We start from the raw sequence: 23,831 nt of genomic DNA, 5'->3' as shown, positions 1-23,831 counted from the left end.
ATGGGATATCGAAAATGCCTCCACTATTGACAATATGTGTTATGACTCATGACCGCCCCGAATTCATTGAAGACTGTCTAAGGTCGATCCTTGCACAAACATTTAAGGATTATCGTCTCGTCGTTCTACACGACCCAGGCAAAAAAGAATACGGAGCAATTCTGAGCCAATTTTCTGATCGTAGAATGATCTATCTTAAACACGAAAGGAATATTGGTCAAATTGCGAATGTACAGGCAGCTTTCCAAAACTATCTAGATTCGAAATACCTGATGGTATTTCATGATGATGACATGATGCATCCGCAACTAGTTGAGTTTGAAATCGACATCATGGAGAAATACGGAGACCTTCAGTTCGTAGCAAGTGAATCTATCGTATTCCTTGATTCCGATGACTTACCACCTTATTCTTGTGCATCATCAGAGGCCCATGTTTTTGAAGATGTCAGTCAGCTCGCTCTAGAGTTACTTCGAGGAGCACGTCTTCACTTTGGTTCGACCATGTACCGGACTAGTGCCCTTCCCGAATTTAATTGGCCCGAGTTTGAACGAAAGTATTCTCCGATCTTTGATCGGGCGCTCCTTTTGCAAGCAGCTTCACCTGGGCGAAGCGCCTTGCTTCGATCTAGAATGGTATTTTACCGACTCCACGAAAATCAAGTCAGTGCAAATTTGTGGACCAAAGAAGAGCATTTTATTAATTTATACGGCCTTTACAGGGGGGCTCTGGAACCCAATTGGGATCTTAAATCAGCGTACGTTTTTTACAAACATTCCGGGTACTGGCTACCTTGGACCTATAAGAGACTTGATCCGCATCACAGGAGTCCCTTTCTCACTTTTGTGCGAAAATGCCGTAGATCTGGTATATTGTGCGTTCCATTCATGTTGTTTTTCCTTGCATGGAATCTGGAAATTGAGATGGCACATGCCCTGAGGACAATACTTCCAAAATCGATCTATGATCGGTTACGTAATCTAAGGCTCGGGAGTTGAGCATCCAACAAGCATGTGCTTCAAATTTCACCCGAAAGTCTAGATTCTTCGTCAGATTTTTTAATCGAATTTTGGATTTTTAGCTTTTCAGGCGATTTTCCAATCGGTCAGTAGGAATCTATTTTGCATGCTTCGGCAAATACTATTTATTTTACAGTATTCACGCCAACTTTTAATAGGGGATATACTCTGCATAGGGTCTATGAAAGTCTTTGTACTCAGACTTACCGCGATTTCGAATGGTTGATAATAGACGACGGATCTATTGATAGTACCTCTGAATTGGTGCGAGAATGGCAGGCGGAAAATCGTTTTCCCATACGTTTTTATTTTCAAGAGAATCAAGGGAAACATATAGCCTGGAACAGGGCAGCAGATCTGGCTCGTGGCGAATATTTTCTTTGCGCCGATTCTGATGACGAATTTGTCCCCGAGACCTTGCAGCAATTCATGACTTGCCTGGAGTCCATCCCTGGCAATGAACGCCATAGATCTTTCGGAGTTGCAGCTCTCTGCAAGAACCGCTCAGGACAGATTGTTGGTGAAGAGTTCCCAAGACATATTTCTGATTCTGATTTCATAGAATTATATTTCAAGTACAAAATAAGAGGTGAGAAGTGGTACTGCGGCAGGACTGAAATCTACAGGGTTTCCAGATTTTCAGAGGAATTCACCGGATCTTATTTACCTGAAGGCACATTATGGTTCAGAATTGCCAAGAAATACAAGGTACGACTCCTCAACGAACCTCTGCGCATCTATCATTCTGAAACAGAGTCGACCTGTAATAGCCGTACCTACCCTCGCAATGCGTCTGGCATGCGGTCATTGAGCCTTATGTTTCTCTGCGATTTTATGGACCACTGGCGCACGTCGAGACCGGTATTTTTGTTACACGTCACGACCTATTTGAGAAGCTGTTTTCATCTAGGGATACCGATCCTGGAACAAATCCGAGATCTAAACAATCTCCCCGCTAAGATTCTATGGTTTCTCATGCTCCCCAAGGGTTTCGCCCTCTATTTGCACGATAGTCTTGTGAACCATAGAAGTACCACGGTGGAATAACTAGATTTTCTCATGCTGAGTATATCAAACGACCCAATCCTCAAGGGCAATAACTATTGAGAATAACTCTTGTCATTCCGAGTTTGAGCGCCGGCGGCGCAGAGAGGGTTGTTTCGATCCTTGCCAATTGCTTGGCGTCCAAAGGCTATATGATAACAATAGTGACTTATATGCCTTTCGATTTTGATAACTTTTACGACCTGCACCCTTCCATCAAACAAATTAATCTGAATTTTGGGGGGCCTGCGGAGGACGTTTGGGACGGAATTTGGAAAAACGTCAGACGCAATTCCCTGTTACGAAAGGCCATAAGTGATTCGAAGCCTGACTGTGTCATCTCTCATCTCAATAGCGCCAACGTCAGGACTATCATTGCCACACTGGCGCAAGGTGTGCCGCTAATCATTGTAGAGCATGGTTATCCACCTTCGTCCCATATGGAACGGCCCTGGAATATGCTTAGGCGCTGCTTATACCCGCTTGCTAGTATGCTGGTAGCGCCAAATTTGAAGGCAATTGAATGTTTTCCGGACAGGATTAGAAGGAAGGGAGTCAGTATCCCGAATCCCGTGCTGCTCGAAGGGCTGGATGCCCTTAACGCTCCTAAATTACCGGGGAACAGAAACATTGCTGCCATGGGTCGCTTTGTACCGATAAAGCAATTTGACCTCCTGCTTGAAGCATTCGCTAAGATTTCTTATGAACCAGATTGTTTTCTGAACCTCGTCGGCGATGGCCCGCTTCGTGAGGAGTTAATCAGCTTGGCCTCCCGACTGGGAATAATACAACGGGTTAGATTTTGGGGACAAATTAAACACCCATGGAGTTTGCTAAAAAACTCCGACATGGTAGTGGTTTCTTCAGAATCCGAATGCTTGCCCATGGTTGTTTTGGAAGCCATGACCTGTGGCCTTCCGGTTGTCAGCTTTGACTGTCCTGTTGGTCCTCGAGAGATTATTCAAGATGCCGTAGATGGTATCCTAGTTCCTCCGTCGGATGTAGATGCACTTGCAAGAGCTATGGAGAGGCTTCTAAACGACGATGAGGAGAGACACCGACTCGGCCTTGAAGCGGCCAAATCGGCAGAAAAATATTCGGTGGAGCGAATTATGAAGCAATGGGAAGATTTGATTGAGCGGGTGATCGAGTGTGGAAGGCATAAATAAGAGTTGAAGCAGAAAGTAGTTTTTGTATTGCCTAATGTCGAGGGGGGTGGAACTCACAAGGTGATGCTCACCCTCCTTAACCACCTCAGCAGAGACAAATTCAAGCTCCACCTGATCGTGGTCATGAACAAGGGAGAGTTCAGGAGACTAATACCCTCCGATATCGATGTCACATTTCTTAATGTGGATTGGGTCCTCAAGGGATTTTTGCCTCTTCTAAAAACCATTCGCCCTATTAGACCTGACATAGTGCTGTCCGCCACGGGTACGGTGAATCTGATGGCAATAATGATGAAGTCGTTCCTACCCAAAAAGACAAAGATTATTTTGCGTGAAAGCACGTGTATTAGCGAGTCACTGAGGGAGCCTCACTATCCAAGATATCCCCGACTAATGAGAGTCCTATACAAGACGCTCTACCCCAAGGCCGACGTTGTAATTTGTCAGTCGGGCTACATGCTGAAGGACCTGGAGGAAAATTTTCGTGTTGATCGGCGTAAATTGAGAAAAATCCTGAATCCGGTCGATATCGATCAGATCACCGCCAACCTAATTAATTCTCAAAATCCGTTTTCTAGTTATGGCGAGGGGCCACAAATAATATCAGCAGGGCGTTTGTGTTATGCAAAGAATTTTGAAGCGTTGATTTCAGCGTTTAATGTATTTCAACAGGATAATAAAAACGCAAGGTTGTGGATACTAGGACAGGGTCCCATGAAACAGGAGTTGATCAATTATTGCCATAAACTCCGGGTTTCAGATGTGGTGTTTTTCCCGGGTTTTCAGGCTAACCCATATCCCTGGTTCAAGTATGCGGACTTTTTTGTGTCATCGAGCAGGTTCGAGGGACTACCGAACGTGCTGCTTGAGGCGTTGGCTTGCGGATGTCCCGTGCTGGCGACTGATTGTCCAGGTGGAACCAGAGAAATCATGGAATTGACAGGGAACGCTGACCGATTGATGGACCCCGCAAACCTAAAAATCCTGCCCGAACATTTTGAACGAACAAATAGGTCTAAAACTCTAGATTCATTGGGGAAGCATTTTGGGGTATCCACCATAGTGGAAAAATATGAGCAAGTGCTTTTGTCGTGATCAGGATATGAGGCAATCCTTAACATCGGCAAGCCAATGTGCGGCATAGGGGGAGTCGTCAGTAAAACATCTTCGACTGCAGATTTTCTAAGAGAAGTTTGCATTCGCATGACCGATACCTTGCAGCATCGTGGGCCGGACGATAGCGGCGTTTGGATTGATAGCCGCAACGGGGTGGCGCTTGGGCACCGCAGGCTGTCAATCCTGGATCTCTCTCCAGAAGGCAGGCAGCCTATGGTCTCTGCTTGCCGCAGGTATGTGATCACCTTTAACGGCGAGGTTTATAATTATCGCTCGATTAGAAAGGAGCTAGAGAACCAGGGCAGTGCTCCTGCCTTTCGGGGTAACTCCGACACTGAGGTGATGCTCGCCGCTATAAGCGCTTGGGGCCTTGTCCAGGCAGTGAAGAAATTCATAGGCATGTTTGCATTCGCCCTTTGGGACCAGCAGAACAAGACCCTGTCTCTAGTTAGAGACAGGATCGGTATAAAACCTCTGTATTACGGTTGGTCAGGAAAGGATTTCGTTTTTGCTTCAGAGCTAAAGGCGCTACGGGTCCACCCTGAATTCTCCGGTGAAATTGATCATGAGGCTGTCGAACTCTACTTCCAGAACATGTATATACCAGCCCCATATGCAATCTACAAAGGGGTATTCAAGCTTGAACCCGGTCACATGTTGACAGTTGATACTGAGAAGCTGTCCGGCATTCGCCATCCAGAATTGTCCACTGAGCCTTACTGGTCGGCTGAGGACATATATCTGGCTGGCGCAAGAAATCCATGGCCTGGAAATGATGACGAAGCGGTGGTTGAACTCGATAGGCTGCTCAGGGATTCTATCGCTTTGCGAATGATATCCGATGTGCCTATCGGCGCGTTTCTGTCCGGGGGTGTGGATTCTTCCACGGTAGTGGCCTTGATGCAATCCCATAGTAATCGTCCAGTCCGTACTTTTTCAATCGGTTTTGATCAGTGGGGTTACGACGAGGCTCCATACGCTCGTAGAGTCGCGGGGCACCTCGGCACAGATCACACCGAACTCTACGCCACTGAAAGGCAGGCGATAGAAATAATACCGTCTCTGCCCGAAATATATGATGAACCGTTCGCAGATTCTTCCCAGATACCCACAATCCTGGTATCACGGCTGGCGAGGCAAAACGTCACCGTGAGTTTATCCGGTGATGGGGGCGATGAGTTATTCCTGGGTTATCCCCGCTATTCCCTGATAGGACGGACATGGAATCTGGTCCGGAAAGCGCCATTACCATTGAGGGGCATCTTTCGGTCATTAATTCAGAGCATTCCTGAGAACATAATCCAATCTCTTATATGGCCTTTGTCTCCAATGTTCCGAGTTTTAGGCAGAGAGCCCAAGGATGTTGGTCAATGGGTTCACAGGCTAGCCGGTTATGTGGGTCAGAACAGCCTCAACGGCCTGTACAACCATACAACATACAACATACAGCCTGGTTACCAATACGTGAAATGCGCTTCAGCCACCAAAAACTCAGTGCGGTACTCAAACATCGAGGGAAAACTTCACGATTATCACCTTATGTCCTTGATCGATCTTACTAACTATTTGCCCGATGATATCCTGGTGAAGGTCGACCGTGCATCTATGGCCGTCAGTCTTGAGGCGCGGGTCCCCATTCTGGACCATAGGGTGGTTGAGTTTGCGGCTAGAATTCCGGTTAACATGAAGATCCGCGATGGACAAACCAAGTGGCTGCTGAGGCGTGTCCTTGATAAGTATGTCCCTCAACATCTTATAGAACGTCCGAAACAGGGCTTTGCGGTTCCGCTTCAACGATGGTTCGCCGGGCCACTTAGAGACTGGGTGGAAGACGCTCTTTCAGAAAAGGCTCTGATATCTAATAATTATTTAGACGCGAACGTGGTCAAGAAAATCCGGCAGGAGCACTTTTCGGGAAAACAGAACTGGGCCTCCACCATATGGAGCATATTGATGTTTCAATGTTGGATTGATGCCAGTACCGTGGGTTCGGGGATGTTTAGCCCTAATCGGAAAAAGACAAGCGGACCGGAGTGATTTCTTGTTGGCTGTCTTCACCTTCGCGTCGCCGCAACATTGATTCAGCATGATAGAAACATTGAACTGGTTCAAAGGGGGTTTGTGATGCTCTCCCAGGAAAGCGATCTCGAATTTACGTTACTGATACCATGTCTTAATGAGGCTGAGACAATTGCTGTCTGCGTCCGGAAAGCCAGCTCGGCCTTGTGTAGGCTGGGGATTGAGGGCGAAGTCCTTGTTGCAGACAACGGTAGTACGGACGGTTCCCAAGAGTTGGCAATAAGTGTTGGAGCGCGAGTTGTAGCGGTACATGAACACGGTTACGGGGCTGCTTTGATCGCGGGCATCAAAGCGGCGCGTGGGTGTTACGTCATCATGGGGGACGCGGATGACAGCTATGACTGGTCGGCGATTGATCCATTCATTGAGACGCTACGTGCCGGCAACCAGATTGTCGCGGGATGTCGTTTGCCTCTGGGTGGTGGCAAAGTCAAAGACGGAGCTATGCCTTGGCTGCATCGTTGGGTTGGTAATCCACTTTTTAGTTATTTAGGACGGTTGTTTTTTCGAAGCCAGGTTACAGATATTTACTGTGGTATGAGAGGATTTTCACGGGCTGCCGTAGAGCAACTCCAGCTTACCTCTCATGGGATGGAATTTGCTTGTGAAATGATAGTCAAAGCTGCTCTGACTGGCCTTAGCATCGCAGAGGTTCCGATAACATTGCATCCGGACGGAAGGACGAAAAAGCCGCATCTGCGCACTTTCCGCGATGGGTGGCGAACTTTGCGTTTCATGTTGTTGTACAGCCCTCGTTGGTTATTTCTTTGGCCGGGGTTAACCATGTTGTTGATAGGCGCAATTGGTTTCATCTTACTCTTACCAGGGCCGGTGATTGTCCGCGGGATAAGCTTTGAACTCAATACGATGATGGTGTTCAGCCTTTTATGCTTAATTGGCACGCAGACTCTAATTTTTGGATTGTTTGCCCGTATTTTTGCAGCCCGTTTAGGGCTATTGCCGCCGGATTTCTTTCTCAGTCGAATATACCGTCGGGTTCGATTGGAGCACGGGCTTTTTGTCGGAGCGATTGCCTCCGTTACTGGTTTCGTGTTGTTACTGGTAGCAGTCGGCAATTGGGCACAGCAATCTTTTGGGGCATTACAGTCCCCGTTAGAGCCGCGTCTGGTCATTACGTCTTTGACTTTGATATCGTTAGGGATCCAGATTATTTTTTCAAGTTTTTTTGTGAGTATGCTTGAACTGCCAAAGGGTGAACGACGATGAAAAAGTTTGATCACTGGCTTCAATTAATTTCACGCACGCAAAGCTCTACACCCCTTTGGGTTCAAACCTTATAGACATCGATTGTCTCGATTGCAACGCGTTTAGATCATGACGAATATGCTTTTGGAAGAGGCTAGAATGACAATTGACAATAACTGGGATCGTCACTGGAAAGATTTTCATGGCGCACTTCTGCTGAATCCCGCAACAGCGTGGCGAAACAACATGATTATAAATTTACTTGCTATAAAACCATCAGAGGAAGCTGATTCACGAATAATAGATTTAGGGTGCGGGTTGGGGCAGTTGGCTAGTCAAATCATTAAGGCTCACCCCAATTCTCAGATTTTGGGTATAGATGGAAGTGAGGAAGGTTTGTTACACGCGAGGCAAAACAATATCGGGAGTGTCAAATTTGTCGCTGCCGACCTTGCGGGGGACCTCAAGGGGCTTGAAAGTCTTCAGGGTTGGGCAACCCATGCTGTGTGTAGTGAAGTATTAGAGCATCTAACAGATCCCCTCGGTTTTCTTAAGAATTCTCGGTTTTTCTTAAGAAATCACTCCAAACTGATTGTTACGGTGCCTGGGGGACCGCGAACCAATTTTGATGTCCATATAGGTCATATTAGACATTATCGAGTGGATTCTCTGCATCTCTTGCTTGAAGAAGCCGGATATAAGGTTCATATGGTTTTCTCTACAGGTTTCCCTTTCTTTAACTTATACAAATTCGTCATTTTAGTTCTCGGGCGTAGATTTACCAAAGATGTGTCTTCATGGACAGAACCGAATAGTTTAGCAAAAATCATTTCCACAATCGCGGCAAAATCGTTTGAATTCTCATTGCCAACTTGTAATTGGGGATGGCAGGTGGTTGCAATTGCAAGTAAAGGGTCGTCAGATACTGCCTGACATAACAGGTTTCATGGAGGCCGGAGATGAATTCACAGGCTATTACTACGCATAAAATGACTATCTGGATAATATTGCTCGTGGGTCTGACCATGAGGATGTCTATTCCTGCCTTAGCTGTGTATCTATCACCTGACGACAGGTCCGTATTTTTCAACAAAGACGACACTCTTTCTTACATAAGACCTGCAATGGGTCTCACTTCGCTTGGCAAATTTGTCTCTGACGGTAGACCCGAATTTAACAGAACTCCAGGCTACCCCTTGTTGCTCGTCCCTGGCATATTGTTAGGGAATGTCGAATTGGTGACTGTAGGAATCCAGGTTGTTTTGAGTTCACTGACGATACTATTAGTTTACGGGATCAGCATGGTCCTTTTCTATGATCAAAGGATTGCGGCTTTCTCTGCAGGGTTCTACGCGCTTGAACCATTGTCCTTGATCCAGACGAGCATACTCCAGACAGAGACTTTTTTCGCATTTACTTTCACAGCCTTTCTGTTTTTTCTGCTGCGCTATCTGAAAAAATCCTCATTGAATGATTTACTCGCTGCGGGGTTGATTGCATCAGTTGCTGCTTATATACGGCCCGTAGCGTATTTCATGCCTATGGTTGTAGGATTTTTACTGCTAGTGAGGATGTTAATCAAGTTCAACTTTAGGGTTAAACCTCTTGTTCACGTTATTTTGTTTTTGCTGGTGGCGATGACGCCGCTATTAATATGGCAAGTCAGGAACAAAATCGAGACGGGGCATTTCCTGTTCTCATCTCAGACTGGGACTTGCATTTATTTTTGTGCAGGCGGTGAAATACTGCATCGAGAATCTGGAAGTTCAGTTGCAGATCGTATGCAAAAAATGGGATACAATGAAAATGAAGTCTATTTTGAACTCCATCCTGAACAGAGACAATGGTCAGAGACTGAGAGGGACTATTATCGACAAAAAGAAGGGTTGAGGATCGTTTTGACCCACCCATTTCAGTTCTTACGAATGCTGGTAGTCAAAGCAGTGTGGACTTCGTTGGGTCCAGGGTTATCCGATTGGTTTTGCGTCTTTAACATCAAATTTCAACGCATGGACAAGGTACTCGCGGACAAAAGAGATTCACTACGTCTGCTAAAAGGTCCCCGGTTTGGGCTTTTGGCGACTTTTCTTCTGGCCGGCATATTGGCTGGCTATTGGATTCTCGCAGTTCTGTGCCTATTTGGCCGGAAACCCGGCACACATGAAGGCGTGCTGTTTTTAGTAATTTTAGCGGCCTATTATGTTTTTTTACCGGCGGCGGTGGGCTTAGGGTACAGCAGGTATCGTCATCCCATTATGCCCATCTTGTGCGTATTCGCAGGTAATGGGCTAGCAATGGTCTGGGATAAATGTGCATCTCGAAGACAAAAATGAAAGTCCTTCATCTTGTGACATCCTTAAATCCTGGTGGCATTGAGCGCTGGGTTCTTTCTATGTTGGAAACAATCCATCGCTCTGATTGCCAAATGGATCTCTGTTGCCAGGGCTTTGAGCGTGGAAGATGGGCTTATAAAGCGGAGGCGCTTGGGGCCAAAGTATTTTTGAATACACTCACCCCTGATCATTTCGTATTCGGAATGCGTCTCGCCAAAATCTTGCGGCGTGGTGGATACGATATTTTGCATATTCATGTCGGCGTTTATAGCGGGTTTGCGGTATGGATAGGTCACGAAATGAATGTGAAGGTAATAACAACCTTTCACTGCGTAGATTTTCCGGCAGAACGATGGTTTCTAAAACTACCTGTTGTCGAGTCGGTTCGGTCGGTATACGCGAAATGGAGCATAAAATATGCGGTTAAAGAGTCGGATTTCCTCGTAGGTGTGTCACAGGGCACACTCGATGAGTTCGTTCCGGAAAGGTCCAAGTTCGTGTCTAAGGCTTTTGTTATACCTCACGGAGTCAACATATCGACACCCAAGCCAGAACAGTCAAGATATCTGTTCCTTAGCAAGCTCGGCTACGATGAGGATTCGCGCGTCATAATACACGTGGGCAGGTTTTCTGCTCAGAAGAATCATCGTGGTGTATTAAATATATTCAAGAAGGTAAGCGAAAATGTCGCTGACGCGCGGCTAATACTGGTGGGAGACGGCTACCTACGCTATGAGATTGAAAGAATGGCGCATGAATTATCTTTAGGAGACAAGATCGCTTTTCTTGGTTTTCGCAACGACGTTGACGAGATATTGGCGCATTGTGATCTAATGCTTATGCCATCACTTTTCGAGGGTTTTGGCATTGTGACTATTGAGGCGGCAGCAGCGGGATTGCCCGTTGTAGGCAGTAGAGTCGCCGGTCTAGTTGAAGCGGTTGAGGACGGACAAACCGGGTTGCTCTTTGAAGTTCATGATCATGATGGAATGGCTGACGCAATCGTTAGGTTACTCTTGGACAGTGGTTTTGCTAAGAAAATGGGAGAGGCAGGCAAACAACGTGTGCGAGATCACCTTTCCATAGAAAAGATGGCAGCCCAATATCTACAATTATACGAACAATGTTTGAAGCAATAATCAATCAGACGTTCAGGTTCAGGAGTTTCAGATCGAATCACAAAGCCTGACAATAAATGACTACATTATTATTGCAGGTCTTCTTGTTCTCGTCCCTATCTTGGTAAATCATTATCTATCGGCGCGGAATTTTTCTTCCAGACAAAGGACAATAACCATATTAGGGGGACTCTTGTGGCTATCCCTCAGCTTAGGGATGATTGACGTCGCTATCTCGACCCTCGGGACTTATCGAGCGGACGATGGCTACCATGATTACATGGCTATGGAACTGGCTCATCACATGATGGTCAGCGACTGGAATTACGTTTGGGATTACGCCGGCACTAGCAATCGAGGTTTTCATATCTATGTTGGACTACTGTATTTCCTCACTGGAATCCATAAAACCGCGGCGGAGGCGTTGAATGCGTTTCTAGGGTTCTGGGGCGCTCTGGCCCTTACTCGCCATTTTGTGCGAAATGTCCCAAACTATATACTTGTGCCCAACTCTATATTTGTTGTCACATTTCTTCCAAGCGCCCTTTTCTGGACGTCAATTCTTATAAAGGAAGCTCTCATGTTTTGGGGTATATGTCTTTTTTTCACTTCGGTAATCCCATCCGGTCCCAAGGAGAAGTTTAAATTCGGTTTTTCGGCGCTGATCGGCTTAACGGTAGGGATAATAATGCGTCCCTACACCATGGTCGCGTGGGCATGTTCACTTGCGGTGGTAATCTTATATAAGAGCCGCCGCATTATGGTTTCGGCGGTAATGGTTTTAGGAATGATCATTTCTGTAGGCTTTATGGCCAGTCAACTCGGCATAGAAAATGTTGAGGAAGCGGAAGAATTCGCAAAAGATTGGTCTCAGATGACAAGAAACCTACAATACGAAATGCCCGAAGGGGCCGAGTCTACAATCACCGGAAAGCCAATAGTTTTTGTTTCCGGTGCCATTTCCCTGTTCTTTCGGCCGTTTCCCTGGAATGTCCGGGCACTCCGCCTGGTTATAAGCTCAGCGGAGATATGGACTATATCAGGGCTTATAATCTTGGGTTGGAAGCGGGCCACAAGGGCAGACCGCAGGTTGATGCTGTCCAGTCCTGATGTGCTGGTTTCCATCCTGGTGTGTCTGGCCTATTGTATGCTGTTTACCTTCATAGCAAACGAGGGCCAGGTTGCAAGGGCCAGGTTGCAGGCCATGCCAGCTTTGTTGACGCTGGCGTATGTACCGTATTTACTTAGATACTCACGCAAAGTAGAACGCAAACGGATGAGAGCTATGTATGCCCAACAGGCTCAATATCATCCCAATGCAGGGCTTGCCTTCCCAACAGACAACGTGGCGATGTCATCTCGAGTGAGTGCAGCGACGAGAGATCTTACCAAGTAGCGTGTGGCAATATGGTCGGTTATATGCGTGTTCCGGACCGGGATGGATTTCTCCCAAGGGTCGAAATGACATGTGGCGGCAAAAACATTTGTTCCCCATTGTAGCCAACATTACATAAATATAGAGGAGCACTGACGCAATGCGCAAAATCTCAGCAACTTGTTTGTCCGTGATACTTGTTCTCGGGGCCTTCGTAAATGTTGTTTACCCGCAAGGCATTTCCATAGATCAGGAGCGACTGCAGCGACAGATTGACGAGCTTCGACGTGATGTAGATGAACTGAAGACAATAGTCGGAACTCTTCAAAAAGCATCGCAAAAACGAGATGTTGGATCCCATGATACCGCACAAAAGAAAATCGCTGCCCCAGCAAAACAGGACATTGACACTCTTACCCCCGCTGAACAGGAAAAGATTAAGGCTGAGGTGTGTGAAGCTGTTGGACAATTTTTTGCGCAGATTGATAAGGCGCTTCAGATGTTCGATGGTTCCGAAGCCGGGGCATTCATGGATAAGGCCGTTACTCAACTGCAATCTACCATCGACAAATATGGTCAGAGCAAGAGACTAAGCAAAGTAATCAGTCTGGCCGAAAACCTGGCTTATGACACAGACTGGGCTGTTAGGCTCAAAAGCAGCAGCTCAGGCAACGCGGACTTCATAGAGTATCTAAATGATTACAAGGAAAAATACAAAAAGAGGTGTGGGAGGCATTAGTTTAAGGGGGCTCGGAGGGGGAGCGTAACATCATACCCACGGTGAAACGGTGTTTAAACACGTTTGCCGCAATCACCGTACCCACGGTAGAACCGTGGGCTGACGAATGTTGCCCCTGACCGGGGCAAACAGGATTTGAATTCATATTCATCTTTGGCCCTTGCGGCCAACATTCATCAGCCCATGGCTCCGCCATGGGGAATTTGGCGTTGCTATTTTCGTCGTATATAGCTGCGCCATGGGAATTCGGGGGGATATTTTATGCCACATTCAACCACCAGGGTCATTATTCACCTCGTTTTTGGGGTGAAAAACTCCGAAAACTGGATTACGCCTGAGATTCAATACGAACTTCATGGTTTCATGTGGGGAATGCTTCAGAACAACAGGTGCGATGTTATAGCTATTAATGGTGTAGCAAATCACGTTCACCTTTTATTCGTGCTCTCTCGTAGTCAATCGCTCGCCAACATTGTGGGTCGTTTGAAAAAAGGATCTACCGATTGGTTGAAAAAACAGTCGGATGAATTTGCGCATTTTGCCTGGCAAACTGGTTATGGAGCTTTTTCGGTAAGCTGTTCAGATGTTGGACAGGTCGAACAATACATCCGAAACCAACAAAATCATCACAAAACCTTCTCGTTCGACGATGAAGTTTTGCCGACGACTTGACGGCACCGTTTAGCACCCCAAAAAACGATAACTGAGCGAAGCCAACCCACGGCATAGCAGCGGGAAACGGGTAGGCAATCATTAATACCCACGGTAGCACCGTGGGGACATGGGATTCAATCCCGCGATGCAAACCAAACCGATCAACCAACCCACGGTTGAACCGTGTTTAAACACGTTTGCCGCAATCACCATACCCACGGTTGAACCGTGGGCTCACGAATGTTGCCCCTGACCGGGGCAAATAGGATTTAAATTTATATTCATCTTTGGCCCTTGCGGCCAACATTCATGAGCCCATGGCTATGCCATGGGGAATTTGGGTTGTATTTTGTCTCTTATTGTTCCCCGTTGATCCGTCATGGGTATATGGGGATTGTGTTCGTTGTTTTTGTTTTATAGGTCCCCGTTGCTTCGCCATGGGGGAATTTGGATGTTGCTATTTTCTCCTATAGGCCTATGCCATGGGGAATTCGGATCGAAATGACAAACTTCGTATATAGGTTAGAACCATGTGCGGCATAGTTGGGGGATTGCTCAAAAAAGGCATCGATGTATCGGTCATCAACCGAGCGCTCGACGCGATACGCCACCGTGGTCCGGATGACTCCGGGGTGTTCCAGCACGGAAACTCCTTTCTGGGAAATCGCCGCCTCTCCATTATAGACATCAGTGGCGGCCATCAACCGGTTTTCAATGAAGACAAGTCCGTAGTCGTTGTATTCAACGGTGAAATTTATAATTACCTTGAATTGATTGATCTCCTGGAATCAAAGGGACATGTTTTCAAAACCAGGTCGGACACAGAATGTCTTGCGCATTTATGGGAAGATTACGGGACAGACATGTGCCGCTTGCTGAGGGGGATGTTCGCTTTCGCCATTTGGGATGCCAACTCGCAATCCATGTTCATCGCCAGGGACCGATTCGGTAAGAAACCTCTCTACTATTTTGAACCTGCTCCGGGCGAAGTCCTTTTTGCATCTGAAATAAAGGCCCTACGAATCCTGGCCAAACACGCCGGACGTCATATGGAGATTAATGAGCAGGCAATATACGACTATTTGTCATTTGGGGTTGTTCCCCAGCCGGAAACAATTTTTGCTGATCTTTTTGTAATCCCCTCGGCTTCATGGTTGCTCGTGAACCATGACGGTAATAAATCGGGAACTTACTGGAAATTATACTATGAGCGATGGGAATCAATAAGCTACGAAGCGACACTTGAAAAAATCCGTCAACTGGTCGGTGAAGCCGCAATCTTACGGCTCCGGAGCGACGTGCCGCTCGGGATATTTCTGTCAGGTGGGATCGATTCGTCAGTTGTGGCGTATGAGGCCCGACGAAATTCTTCCGCTGAGCTTCAGACATTTACCGTATCAATGTACGACCGTGAGTTGGACGAGAGCAGGATGGCGGGGTTGGTAGCCCGTTATCTAGGTGTAGTTAATACCGTAATCCCATTTAAGTTTGATCCGGAAAATGATTTGATGAGGCTTGTGAATCATTTTGACCAGCCATATTTTGATTCGAGCGCGATGCCTACCATCAAAGTCGCCGCGCAGGCCCAAAAATATGTGAAGGTCGTGTTAACGGGAGATGGTGGAGACGAAATCTTTGCGGGTTATCGCAGACACCTTGCCGCCGCATGGCTGGATTGGTTTAAATTCCTGCCATTTGCAAACAAGAAATCAATCAGAAACCGGTTTGATGGATTTGGAGGAGACAGGCGGACTGCCATAGGCTTTGGAATTCGTTTTCTGAGGCTATTTTTCTCAAACGGCGGCGAACGTTATCTGACAATGACGACGGATATGCTAAATGAAGCTGACAAGAAACAATATTGGGCGCTTGGGCCAAAGCGATCTACGGAGGGCTTTATTGAAAGTATTGAAGGAAGTTTTTCCGGGGAGTTTACACGTCAAATGAACCTGGACCTGCAATTGAACTTGCTGAATGATCTGCTTGTCAAAATGGACATGTCGACAATGGCGTGTTCTCTTGAGGCAAGGTCTCCTCTCCTTGATCATAAGTTAGCTGAATTTGTGTCCACAGTCCCGCTGAAATTTATCAGTAACAAGTTCCGGACCAAAAGCCTTTTACGTGACGCATACTCAGGTTTGCTTCCGAAAGAAATAATGAATGGTCCCAAAAAAGGCTTTGAAGTGCCTCTAGGTTCTTTCCTGAAAAATGAATTGAGGCCGATTCTTATGGACACATTAGCGCAGCCTGACTCATGTGTAGGGTCGTATCTTTCCAGAAAGTTTCTGGACGGCCTGATAAATGGAAATGTTATGACGGACCGTAACAAGCCATACATATTGTACGCTCTATTGGTCCTTGAGCTTTGGCTGCGTCGTTTCAAAATGAAATAGGTGGAATTGAGAAAGACCCGGTTAGTTTTTGTTACCACGGTCCCGATTACGCTAGAAGCCTTTTTTCGGGGACAATTTGTTTACTGGAAACAGAAGGGATTTGAGGTTATTGCCATATCAAGCCCGGGAACTCTATTGGAGACTTTGAGAGATAGGGAATCCGTAATGGTCTTCCCCGTGCCAATGATAAGAGGACTGTCTCCAATTTCAGATTTGTTGGCTATTCTTAGACTTTATTGGTTGTTTAAGAGATTGAAGCCGGAAATAGTCCATGCGTCTACACCCAAAGCAGGGTTCGTGGGGATGATTGCAGCAACGTTGGCGGGTGTTCCTGTGCGTATTTTCACACTCCGTGGATTAATGTCTGAGATGGACGGCAGGCTGAAGGCTGTTTTGCGATGGATGGAGAAGCTCACATGCAAGTTGGCGCACACAGTTACAGCGAATAGCGGTTCAGTCGCTAAAATGTGCGTTTCTAATCGATTTTGTAGTCAGGAAAAACTCCTCGTATTGGGACATGGAAGTAGTAACGGCGTTGACGCTAGTGATGTTTTCAACCCTGACAAAACGCCGATAACTTGTACAAATGCTTTAAGGGCCGAGTACGGGATCCCTGAATCCGCCAAAGTCATCGGTTTTGTCGGCCGAATAGTTAAGGACAAGGGAATATTCGAACTGGCGAACGCTTGGGTGACTTTGAGACGCAAACACCTGGACAGTTACCTGATGATAGTAGGTAAGCCCGAGGCTCGGGATGCGGCTTTGAAACAAATAATTGACGATTGGGGATATGATGAGCGTGTTGTGTTCACCGGATGGATCCCAAGAGAGCGTATGGCCACACATTGTGGGATTATGGATGTTCTGGCGCTCCCCACATATAGAGAGGGCTTTCCAAATGTCGTGTTAGAGGCCGCTGCCACGGGGGTCCCGGTAGTGGCGAGTAAGGTAACAGGCTGTGTGGACGCCGTGGTAGACGGCGTTACAGGCACGCTTGTACCGGCAAAGGACCCTGTAGCCCTTGCAGACGCTATTGAGAAGTACATTGTAGACCCTGAGTTGCGGCGTAGACACGGGCAGGCAGGGAGAACACGGGCACTGAACGATTTCCAGCCTGAAATGATATGGAATGATCTTCATGATCTCTATATCAAGATGCTAAAGGAAAAGGGGCTGCCGATACCAAAGCCGATGGATTGATTCATGGCGTATAGTAGCGCCAGACTTACGCCTTGGTGGAACAGGAACAATCAACGTACCCACAGTTGAACCGTTGGAAACGATTAGTCAACATCAATTCCCACGGCACAGCCGTGGGCTGACGAACGGCGCTGTTAAGAGGGGGCCAATAGGATTCGAAACCTACCCACGGTGAAACCGTGGGCTCACGAATGTTGCCCCTGACCGGGGCAAACAGGATTACTCTTAAAAAGAACTCATCTTTGGCCCTTGCGGCCAACATTCATGAGCCCATGGCTGCGCCATGGGAACGTAATGTTCTGTTTCGGGTTCTCTCTCTCATGGCTATGCCATGGGGGTATTGTGTTTCTGTTAGTTGTTTTTGTTTTGTCGCTCCCCGTTGGTGCGCCATGGGGGTATTGGTCGTTGTCATCTCAAGGAACAACGTGAAGAAAAATCTATTCCTCAAAAGACTCATCGATATTCTCATATCAGCGCTCGCCCTTCTAGTCTTATCTCCTATACTTGCGCTGACGGCACTACTGATTCGTTTTAGAATGGGCTCCCCTATCCTATTCAAGCAGATCAGACCGGGCCTGCACGACAAGCCTTTTATCTTTTACAAATTCAGGACAATGACATGCGACTGCGACGAAAATGGCTGTCCATTACCTGATGAATGTCGTCTAACCAGGTTGGGGCTCTTTTTGCGGAGGACGAGCATCGACGAATTGCCTCAATTCTGGAATGTGCTCAAGGGCGACATGAGTATCGTCGGTCCAAGGCCGTTGCTCATGGAATATTTGCCGCTCTACACGACGATCCAGGCCCGTCGCCACGAAGTTAAGCCCGGCGTGGTCGGGTGGGCGGTTGTAAACGGCAGGAACTCATGTTCCTGGGAAGAAAAATTCGATCTGGACGTTTGGTATGTCTACAATTGGTCATTAGACCTAGATTTGAAAATCATTCTCATCGCAATCCGGATTGTCCTGTCCGGCCGTGGACTCAACCAGGAAGGGTGTGCGACGGTCGAGCGCTTCACCGGAGCTAGGGGCTCATCTGAGTAGCGGAAGATCAAGACTTGCGGAATATTGACACAAAAGTTGTAAATGATTTTGGCAGGGAATGGTCACAATTCGACCAATCCGTTGTTGCTCCGGCAGAATTACAAAAACTCTTCGAGGACTATTTCAGAGTTTTTCCGTGGGAGGGCCTTCCAGAGAGTCCAATGGGTTTTGACTTGGGGTGTGGAAGCGGACGATGGGCCAAGATTGTATCGCCGAGAGTGTCGCAACTTCACTGTATAGACCCAAGTGAGGAAGCTCTTGAGGTTGCTAAGAGAAACTTGAGCGGAGTAACCAATTGCTGTTTTCATTTAGCTGGGGTCGATAACATTCCTCTCCCCAATAATTCCATGGATTTTGGATATTCGTTAGGTGTGCTTCACCATGTTCCAGATACTACGGAAGGTATTCGCAACTGTGTGTCAAAACTAAAGCCCGCTGGGCCTTTCCTGCTCTATCTCTACTATGCGTTTGATAACAGGCCGCTGTGGTTTAAAGCTATCTGGAAAGTTAGTGATCTAATCCGTCGAGTGGTCGCGAAAACGCCTTATCCAATAAAGCTTGCAACAAGTCAGATAATAGCCGTTTCGATTTACTATCCGCTCGCCAAGGCAGCACGGTTCATGGAAAGTCTGGGGATGAGAGTGGATCATTTGCCATTGTCATCATACAGGGACAAAAGTTTTTACACCATGAGGACTGACGCTCTCGATCGCTTTGGTACACGCTTAGAAAGGCGTTTCACCAGGGAACAGATAGAGGAAATGATGATCGAAGCGGGACTGACCAAAATCCGTTTTAGCGAAGAAGCGCCATATTGGGTCGCGGTTGGATACAAAAGGTAATATGTCATAATTGAGCCAGATGACCAAACGTAGCATGCAAGACATTCTGGTTCTTGGCGCCGGCGGCTTTGGCATAGAGGTAGGTTGGTTGATAGACGACATCAACCGTGTCAAACCTTCCTGGGACATGCTGGGTTTTCTTGACGCTGACGAGACCAAGTGGGGTGGAAAGCGGTATGGCTACAACGTGCTAGGGGACTTAGATCAATTGGAGAGCTTGCCCAGACCCCTATCCATGGCAGTGGCGATTGGCTCCCCACAGCGCAGAAAGTCTCTAGTTGAAATGCTCAGGCGCCGGAATATTGAGTTTCCACCGCTTATCCATCCATCAGTGATCATGTCCAAAACTGTGAAAATCTCCGAAGGCGTGATCATAGCCGCCGGATCTGTCCTGACTGTAGAAATACACATCGGAGCGCATACTCATATCGACACGGCGTGCGCTGTTGGCCACGAGACGAAGCTCGGCGAATATGTTAGATTGAATCCCAAAGTGAGCGTAGCAGGGAATGTTACTCTCTCCGACGGCGTTTATGTTGGCTCAGGAGCGTCAATAATCCAGGGGCTGACAATAGGGGCGAATACGGTCGTCGGCGCAGGAGCCGTAGTTATTCGAGATTTGCCGGCCAATGTCGTTGCGGTTGGAAACCCTGCAAGGGTGATAAAGGGCAATGCTAGTCTGAACAAAAGGAACTGTTAACATCCAAGATTCCCACGGCGCAGCCGTGGGCTCATGAATGTTGCCCCGTTAAGAGGGGCAAATATGATTACTCTGAAAATCACATCCCCAAAAGCCCTGGGAGGGCGGCGTCAAAATAGCCCATAGCAACGCTGTGGGTCATTTGGGCCGCTCCTGCGGTCCAACACATGGTGAGCCCATGGCTGCGCCGTGGGGGATTTGGGTTTGCTCCTATTTTGATTTCTTCAAATTTCCGAGGCAATTAATACCATAATGAACAACCAAGTCGAATTTATACCAGTCTTTCGTCCTACCCTTCCCTCGTACGAGGAATTTTGCTCAACTCTGAAGCCTTCTTACGAATCAGGGATAGTGACAGTCGGCAAGATAGTCGAGAGCTTTGAAGCAAAAGCTGCGGAATATACGGGAGCTAGATATGCTGTAGCGGTTTCTAATTGTACTTCCGGTCTCATTCTTGCTTTCTCGGCTCTTGAACTGCCACTCGGCACTGAGGTCATCTTACCTTCATTTACATTCGCCGCTACTGTTCAGGCCCTTTTCTGGAACAATCTTAAACCCGTTTATGTTGATTGCCTGCCAAACACTTTCACGATTGACCCGGAACAGGTTGAAAACGCGATTGGTCCGGAGACATCCGCTATATACGCAGTAAACATTTTTGGATTGCCGCCTGATGTAGACGAACTAACAGCGATTTCTACCAGACATGGGGTACCACTGGTATTTGATTCTGCTCAGGGCCTCGGTTCATTATACAAAGATCGGCCAAGCGGTTCCTTCGGGCAATGCGAAATCTTCTCTCTCAGCCCGACCAAAGTGATCACTGCCATTGAGGGAGGGCTCATCACCACTAACAATGACGACCTCGCCGCAAAGCTCAGGAGCATGAGAGATTACGGCAAGGGGCCGGATGGCCAGGAGATGATTTATAATGGGCTGTCGGCTCGAATGAGCGAATTCCATGCATCTATTGGTTTATTGAGTTTGAGAAACGCAGAGAATCTTATTGCTTCCCGCATGAGGCTCATTAATGCTTATCGGGACAAGCTGGGAACTCTGCCTGGCTGTTCTGTTCAGGAATGGCCCAATGATCGAACTTCCAGCGGGAACTACTTTACTTTATTGATAGGGCCAAAAGCAAAAGCTGATAGGGAAACGGTCTATAAGGAGCTTCTTCGCTCACAAATCCAGAGTAAAAAGTATTTCTATCCGCCCGTTCATGTTCAATCTGCGTTTCGAGATCGGCCTCACCGGATCGTTGGTGAATTACCCAACACATGGGCGGCTTCACGAACCTCGCTTGCCCTGCCCTTGTTCGCTCACATGACTGATGAGCAGCATGACCGGGTCTGTAGTGTAGTGGAAAGGGTTTTGGGGTATTAGTGTGGATGTCGGACACGGTCCGACATACGAATACAGCAAAAACGCATCATGCCCACGTTTGAAGAATAATTAAACGTGTTAGCCGCAATCACCAAATCCCATGGCGATGCCATGGGCTATTCTGACGTTGCTACGGGGCGCATTAAGCATGAATCTTGAGAGAACATCCCATTAACTCTGGAAGTGTTTCACATTATGGCTCATAGCAACGCTATGGGAGATTTTGGCCGTTCATGCGACCTACATTCATGACTCCGTCGATTTATGATTATGAATTTGTGATTCAATTTTATTATTAATGATGTGCAATGGGGGCTTCGATAATTGATGACATTCCCAAAATTATTAATACCGTTCTACGATAAATTTAGGCCATACCTTCGGTTCAAATACTGGGTATTCATAGCGACGGCTATCTGCGCAGTGATTTCTCTATGGCTCTCCTACGAAATCAGGTTTGACTTTGATGTCCCCATGTCCAGACTCAATTTGTATCCGCTCGATTTTTCGATGGTGTTGGCGATCAAGCTGGTCGGTGTTTATGTTTTCCGCTTCCACACTCTGAGTTGGAGACATACTGGACTACGCTCAATTGTCAGGATAATTCTCTATGCTTTTTCATGCGCAGCCGCCATAACCCTAGTCGATTATTTGGCGCCCTATTTTTTCATTCCTCGAGGCGTCATACTTATAGACGCCAACCTAACCATGGTATGGGCTGGGATTGTGCTTGTCGGCGCCCGCATCATCCGTGAACTGATTCTTCCCCGCGTTACCACAAATTCCAGCAATAAGATGAAAACCATCCTTATCGGCGCAGGTGACGCAGGTGACCTCGTGTTGCGCGAGATTACCCGCAATCCTAATTCGGGCTATGAGGTCAAAGCAATATTTGACGACAACCCCAATAAGAAAGGTTACATGATTCAGGGCATAAGAGTACATGGCGTTGTCGATGACATCAAGGAATACGTGAAGACAAATGCGGTTGATATGATTCTCATAGCCATCCCCTCGGCTAATCGGCGCCAGATGACGGTCATTTACGACAAGGTCAGGGACCTGAAAATTTCCCTTAAAACACTTCCATCACTATTGGAAATGGTCAATGAATCGCGACCGCTTATCCGCTTCCGTGACATTAACATTCAGGACCTTCTTGGCAGAGAAGAGATCAAGATCCGTTATCGCGACATAGACTCTATCATAACTGACAAAGTGGTGCTTGTAACTGGGGCCGGCGGCAGCATTGGCTCAGAAATTTCCAGACAAGTTCTGAATAGGCGCCCAAAGGCATTGCTACTTCTAGAACGGAGCGAAAACCTTCTTTTTCATATTCATCGTAAGCTGGCGCCAAAGATCGAGAATCATGACGAAATTAAGCTGTTTCCGCTATTAATGGATTGTAAGGACTATGACTCGGTGCGGGAGGTGTTCAACAAGCATAAACCAGACCTGGTTTTGCACGCTGCGGCTCACAAACATGTGCCGCTTCAGGAAGAGAACCCTCTCGAATGTTTCAGGAACAATATTGGGGGAATCCAGACAATGGCTCGTGTCAGCCATGAATTCAACGCTGAGCGATTTTTGCTAATATCAACTGACAAGGCGGTTAAACCTGTAAACGTCATGGGCGCTTCGAAACGGGTATGTGAGCTGTACTGCCAGGCCTATGGATCAATAAGCTCGACACAGTTCATGGCTGTGCGGTTTGGTAATGTGCTCGGTTCTGAAGGGAGCGTTGTCCCAATTTTCCTCGAACAGATCGAAAAGGGTGGCCCAATAACTGTTACCCATTCGGAAGTAACCCGTTACTTCATGAGTATCCCTGAAGCGGTCGCTCTAGTCCTTCAGGCCGCTGCCATAGGAAACTCAGGTCAGCTCATGATGCTGGATATGGGAGACCCCGTAAGGATTATGGACCTAGCCAGACAGCTCATTTTACTTTCTGGGAAGACAGAGCACGAGGTTGGCGTCGAAATTACAGGATTACGGCTGGGAGAGAAGCTGTCCGAAGAGTTGTCATGTGACTGGGAAACATGTCTGCCGACAGATCACAAAAAGATTCGGATTTTCAGACAAACGATTGATGATCCACAACAGATCGTCAAATTGATCGATTTTTGGGTTGCCGCTGCTTTCAAACCAAATAATGGGTTATTCGACCCACTGGCTGCGCTCAAGTCGATTGTTCCGGAATATCGGCCTGCCTCAAACACATTACAACGTAGACATGAGGGTCAGCATCCCTTGCACGCCCTCGGTAGCGCTGTGAGTTCATAAGAAACACCCTCTTCTAGAGGATTATCTTCAGCAATGGTCTAGCGAATTAGGACAGTTGAACGCGACTTTTAAGTGCAAGCTGCTTGTTCATGCCGCTGCTCTCTGTTGGGGTGGGTAACCCCAGTAAACTTC

General features: G+C 47.2%; 19 protein-coding genes. All 19 read left to right on the top strand.

Annotation, left to right across the window (positions count from 1 at the left end):
- Nucleotides 1-14 precede the first annotated feature (14 nt).
- The 19 genes from WC647_07535 to WC647_07445 all read left to right on the top strand — a co-directional run bounded on the left by WC647_07535 (nt 15) and on the right by WC647_07445 (nt 23,699).
- Complete coding sequence (locus WC647_07535; protein ID MFA6222151.1) at nt 15-998, top strand: glycosyltransferase family A protein; 984 nt, start codon at nt 15-17, stop codon at nt 996-998.
- A 123-nt stretch (nt 999-1,121) separates the two neighbouring features.
- Nucleotides 1,122-2,066 (top strand): glycosyltransferase family 2 protein, encoded by a 945-nt coding sequence (locus WC647_07530; protein ID MFA6222150.1) that lies wholly within the window; start codon nt 1,122-1,124, stop codon nt 2,064-2,066.
- Between the two features lie 56 nt (nt 2,067-2,122).
- Nucleotides 2,123-3,232 (top strand): glycosyltransferase family 4 protein, encoded by a 1,110-nt coding sequence (locus WC647_07525; protein ID MFA6222149.1) that lies wholly within the window; start codon nt 2,123-2,125, stop codon nt 3,230-3,232.
- A 3-nt stretch (nt 3,233-3,235) separates the two neighbouring features.
- Nucleotides 3,236-4,327, top strand: coding sequence for a glycosyltransferase (locus WC647_07520; GenBank protein MFA6222148.1), 1,092 nt, complete (start codon nt 3,236-3,238; stop codon nt 4,325-4,327).
- Nucleotides 4,328-4,363: 36 nt separating this feature from the next.
- The gene (asnB, locus tag WC647_07515) at nt 4,364-6,385 is read left to right on the top strand and encodes an asparagine synthase (glutamine-hydrolyzing) (GenBank protein MFA6222147.1); all 2,022 of its coding nucleotides are present in this window, start codon (nt 4,364-4,366) and stop codon (nt 6,383-6,385) included.
- An 87-nt stretch (nt 6,386-6,472) separates the two neighbouring features.
- Nucleotides 6,473-7,654 carry a glycosyltransferase family 2 protein gene (locus tag WC647_07510; GenBank protein ID MFA6222146.1) on the top strand — a complete coding sequence of 394 codons (1,182 nt, stop codon included), beginning with the start codon at nt 6,473-6,475 and terminating at the stop codon, nt 7,652-7,654.
- 138 nt (nt 7,655-7,792) lie between these two features.
- Nucleotides 7,793-8,566: a class I SAM-dependent methyltransferase gene (locus WC647_07505; protein MFA6222145.1), complete on the top strand. Its 774-nt coding sequence runs from the start codon at nt 7,793-7,795 to the stop codon at nt 8,564-8,566.
- A 26-nt stretch (nt 8,567-8,592) separates the two neighbouring features.
- Nucleotides 8,593-9,966 carry a glycosyltransferase family 39 protein gene (locus tag WC647_07500; protein MFA6222144.1) on the top strand — a complete coding sequence of 458 codons (1,374 nt, stop codon included), beginning with the start codon at nt 8,593-8,595 and terminating at the stop codon, nt 9,964-9,966.
- Nucleotides 9,963-11,105 (top strand): glycosyltransferase, encoded by a 1,143-nt coding sequence (locus WC647_07495; GenBank protein MFA6222143.1) that lies wholly within the window; start codon nt 9,963-9,965, stop codon nt 11,103-11,105. Before WC647_07500 ends, WC647_07495 begins: the two co-directional genes overlap by 4 nt.
- 172 nt (nt 11,106-11,277) lie before the next feature.
- The gene (locus tag WC647_07490; GenBank protein MFA6222142.1) at nt 11,278-12,480 is read left to right on the top strand and encodes a hypothetical protein; all 1,203 of its coding nucleotides are present in this window, start codon (nt 11,278-11,280) and stop codon (nt 12,478-12,480) included.
- Between the two features lie 139 nt (nt 12,481-12,619).
- Complete coding sequence (locus WC647_07485; protein MFA6222141.1) at nt 12,620-13,198, top strand: hypothetical protein; 579 nt, start codon at nt 12,620-12,622, stop codon at nt 13,196-13,198.
- A gap of 261 nt (nt 13,199-13,459) precedes the next feature.
- The gene (gene tnpA, locus WC647_07480; GenBank protein ID MFA6222140.1) at nt 13,460-13,870 is read left to right on the top strand and encodes an IS200/IS605 family transposase; all 411 of its coding nucleotides are present in this window, start codon (nt 13,460-13,462) and stop codon (nt 13,868-13,870) included.
- A gap of 512 nt (nt 13,871-14,382) precedes the next feature.
- The gene (gene asnB, locus WC647_07475) at nt 14,383-16,245 is read left to right on the top strand and encodes an asparagine synthase (glutamine-hydrolyzing) (GenBank protein ID MFA6222139.1); all 1,863 of its coding nucleotides are present in this window, start codon (nt 14,383-14,385) and stop codon (nt 16,243-16,245) included.
- A 6-nt stretch (nt 16,246-16,251) separates the two neighbouring features.
- Nucleotides 16,252-17,445: a glycosyltransferase family 4 protein gene (locus tag WC647_07470; protein MFA6222138.1), complete on the top strand. Its 1,194-nt coding sequence runs from the start codon at nt 16,252-16,254 to the stop codon at nt 17,443-17,445.
- Nucleotides 17,446-17,624: 179 nt separating this feature from the next.
- Nucleotides 17,625-18,491 carry a sugar transferase gene (locus WC647_07465; protein MFA6222137.1) on the top strand — a complete coding sequence of 289 codons (867 nt, stop codon included), beginning with the start codon at nt 17,625-17,627 and terminating at the stop codon, nt 18,489-18,491.
- A 14-nt stretch (nt 18,492-18,505) separates the two neighbouring features.
- A complete protein-coding gene (locus WC647_07460; protein MFA6222136.1) occupies nt 18,506-19,333 on the top strand; it encodes a class I SAM-dependent methyltransferase in 828 nt (275 codons plus the stop codon).
- A gap of 19 nt (nt 19,334-19,352) precedes the next feature.
- Nucleotides 19,353-20,033 (top strand): acetyltransferase, encoded by a 681-nt coding sequence (locus WC647_07455; protein ID MFA6222135.1) that lies wholly within the window; start codon nt 19,353-19,355, stop codon nt 20,031-20,033.
- A gap of 252 nt (nt 20,034-20,285) precedes the next feature.
- On the top strand, nt 20,286-21,416 hold the full coding sequence (locus WC647_07450) for a DegT/DnrJ/EryC1/StrS family aminotransferase (protein MFA6222134.1): 1,131 nt from the start codon (nt 20,286-20,288) through the stop codon (nt 21,414-21,416).
- 327 nt (nt 21,417-21,743) lie between these two features.
- On the top strand, nt 21,744-23,699 hold the full coding sequence (locus WC647_07445; GenBank protein MFA6222133.1) for a nucleoside-diphosphate sugar epimerase/dehydratase: 1,956 nt from the start codon (nt 21,744-21,746) through the stop codon (nt 23,697-23,699).
- Nucleotides 23,700-23,831: the final 132 nt, after the last annotated feature.

Source organism: Desulfomonilaceae bacterium (genome assembly GCA_041662605.1).
Lineage (GTDB): Bacteria > Desulfobacterota > Desulfomonilia > Desulfomonilales > Desulfomonilaceae > CAJBEZ01.
This window is presented reverse-complemented; position numbering and strand designations above follow the sequence as displayed.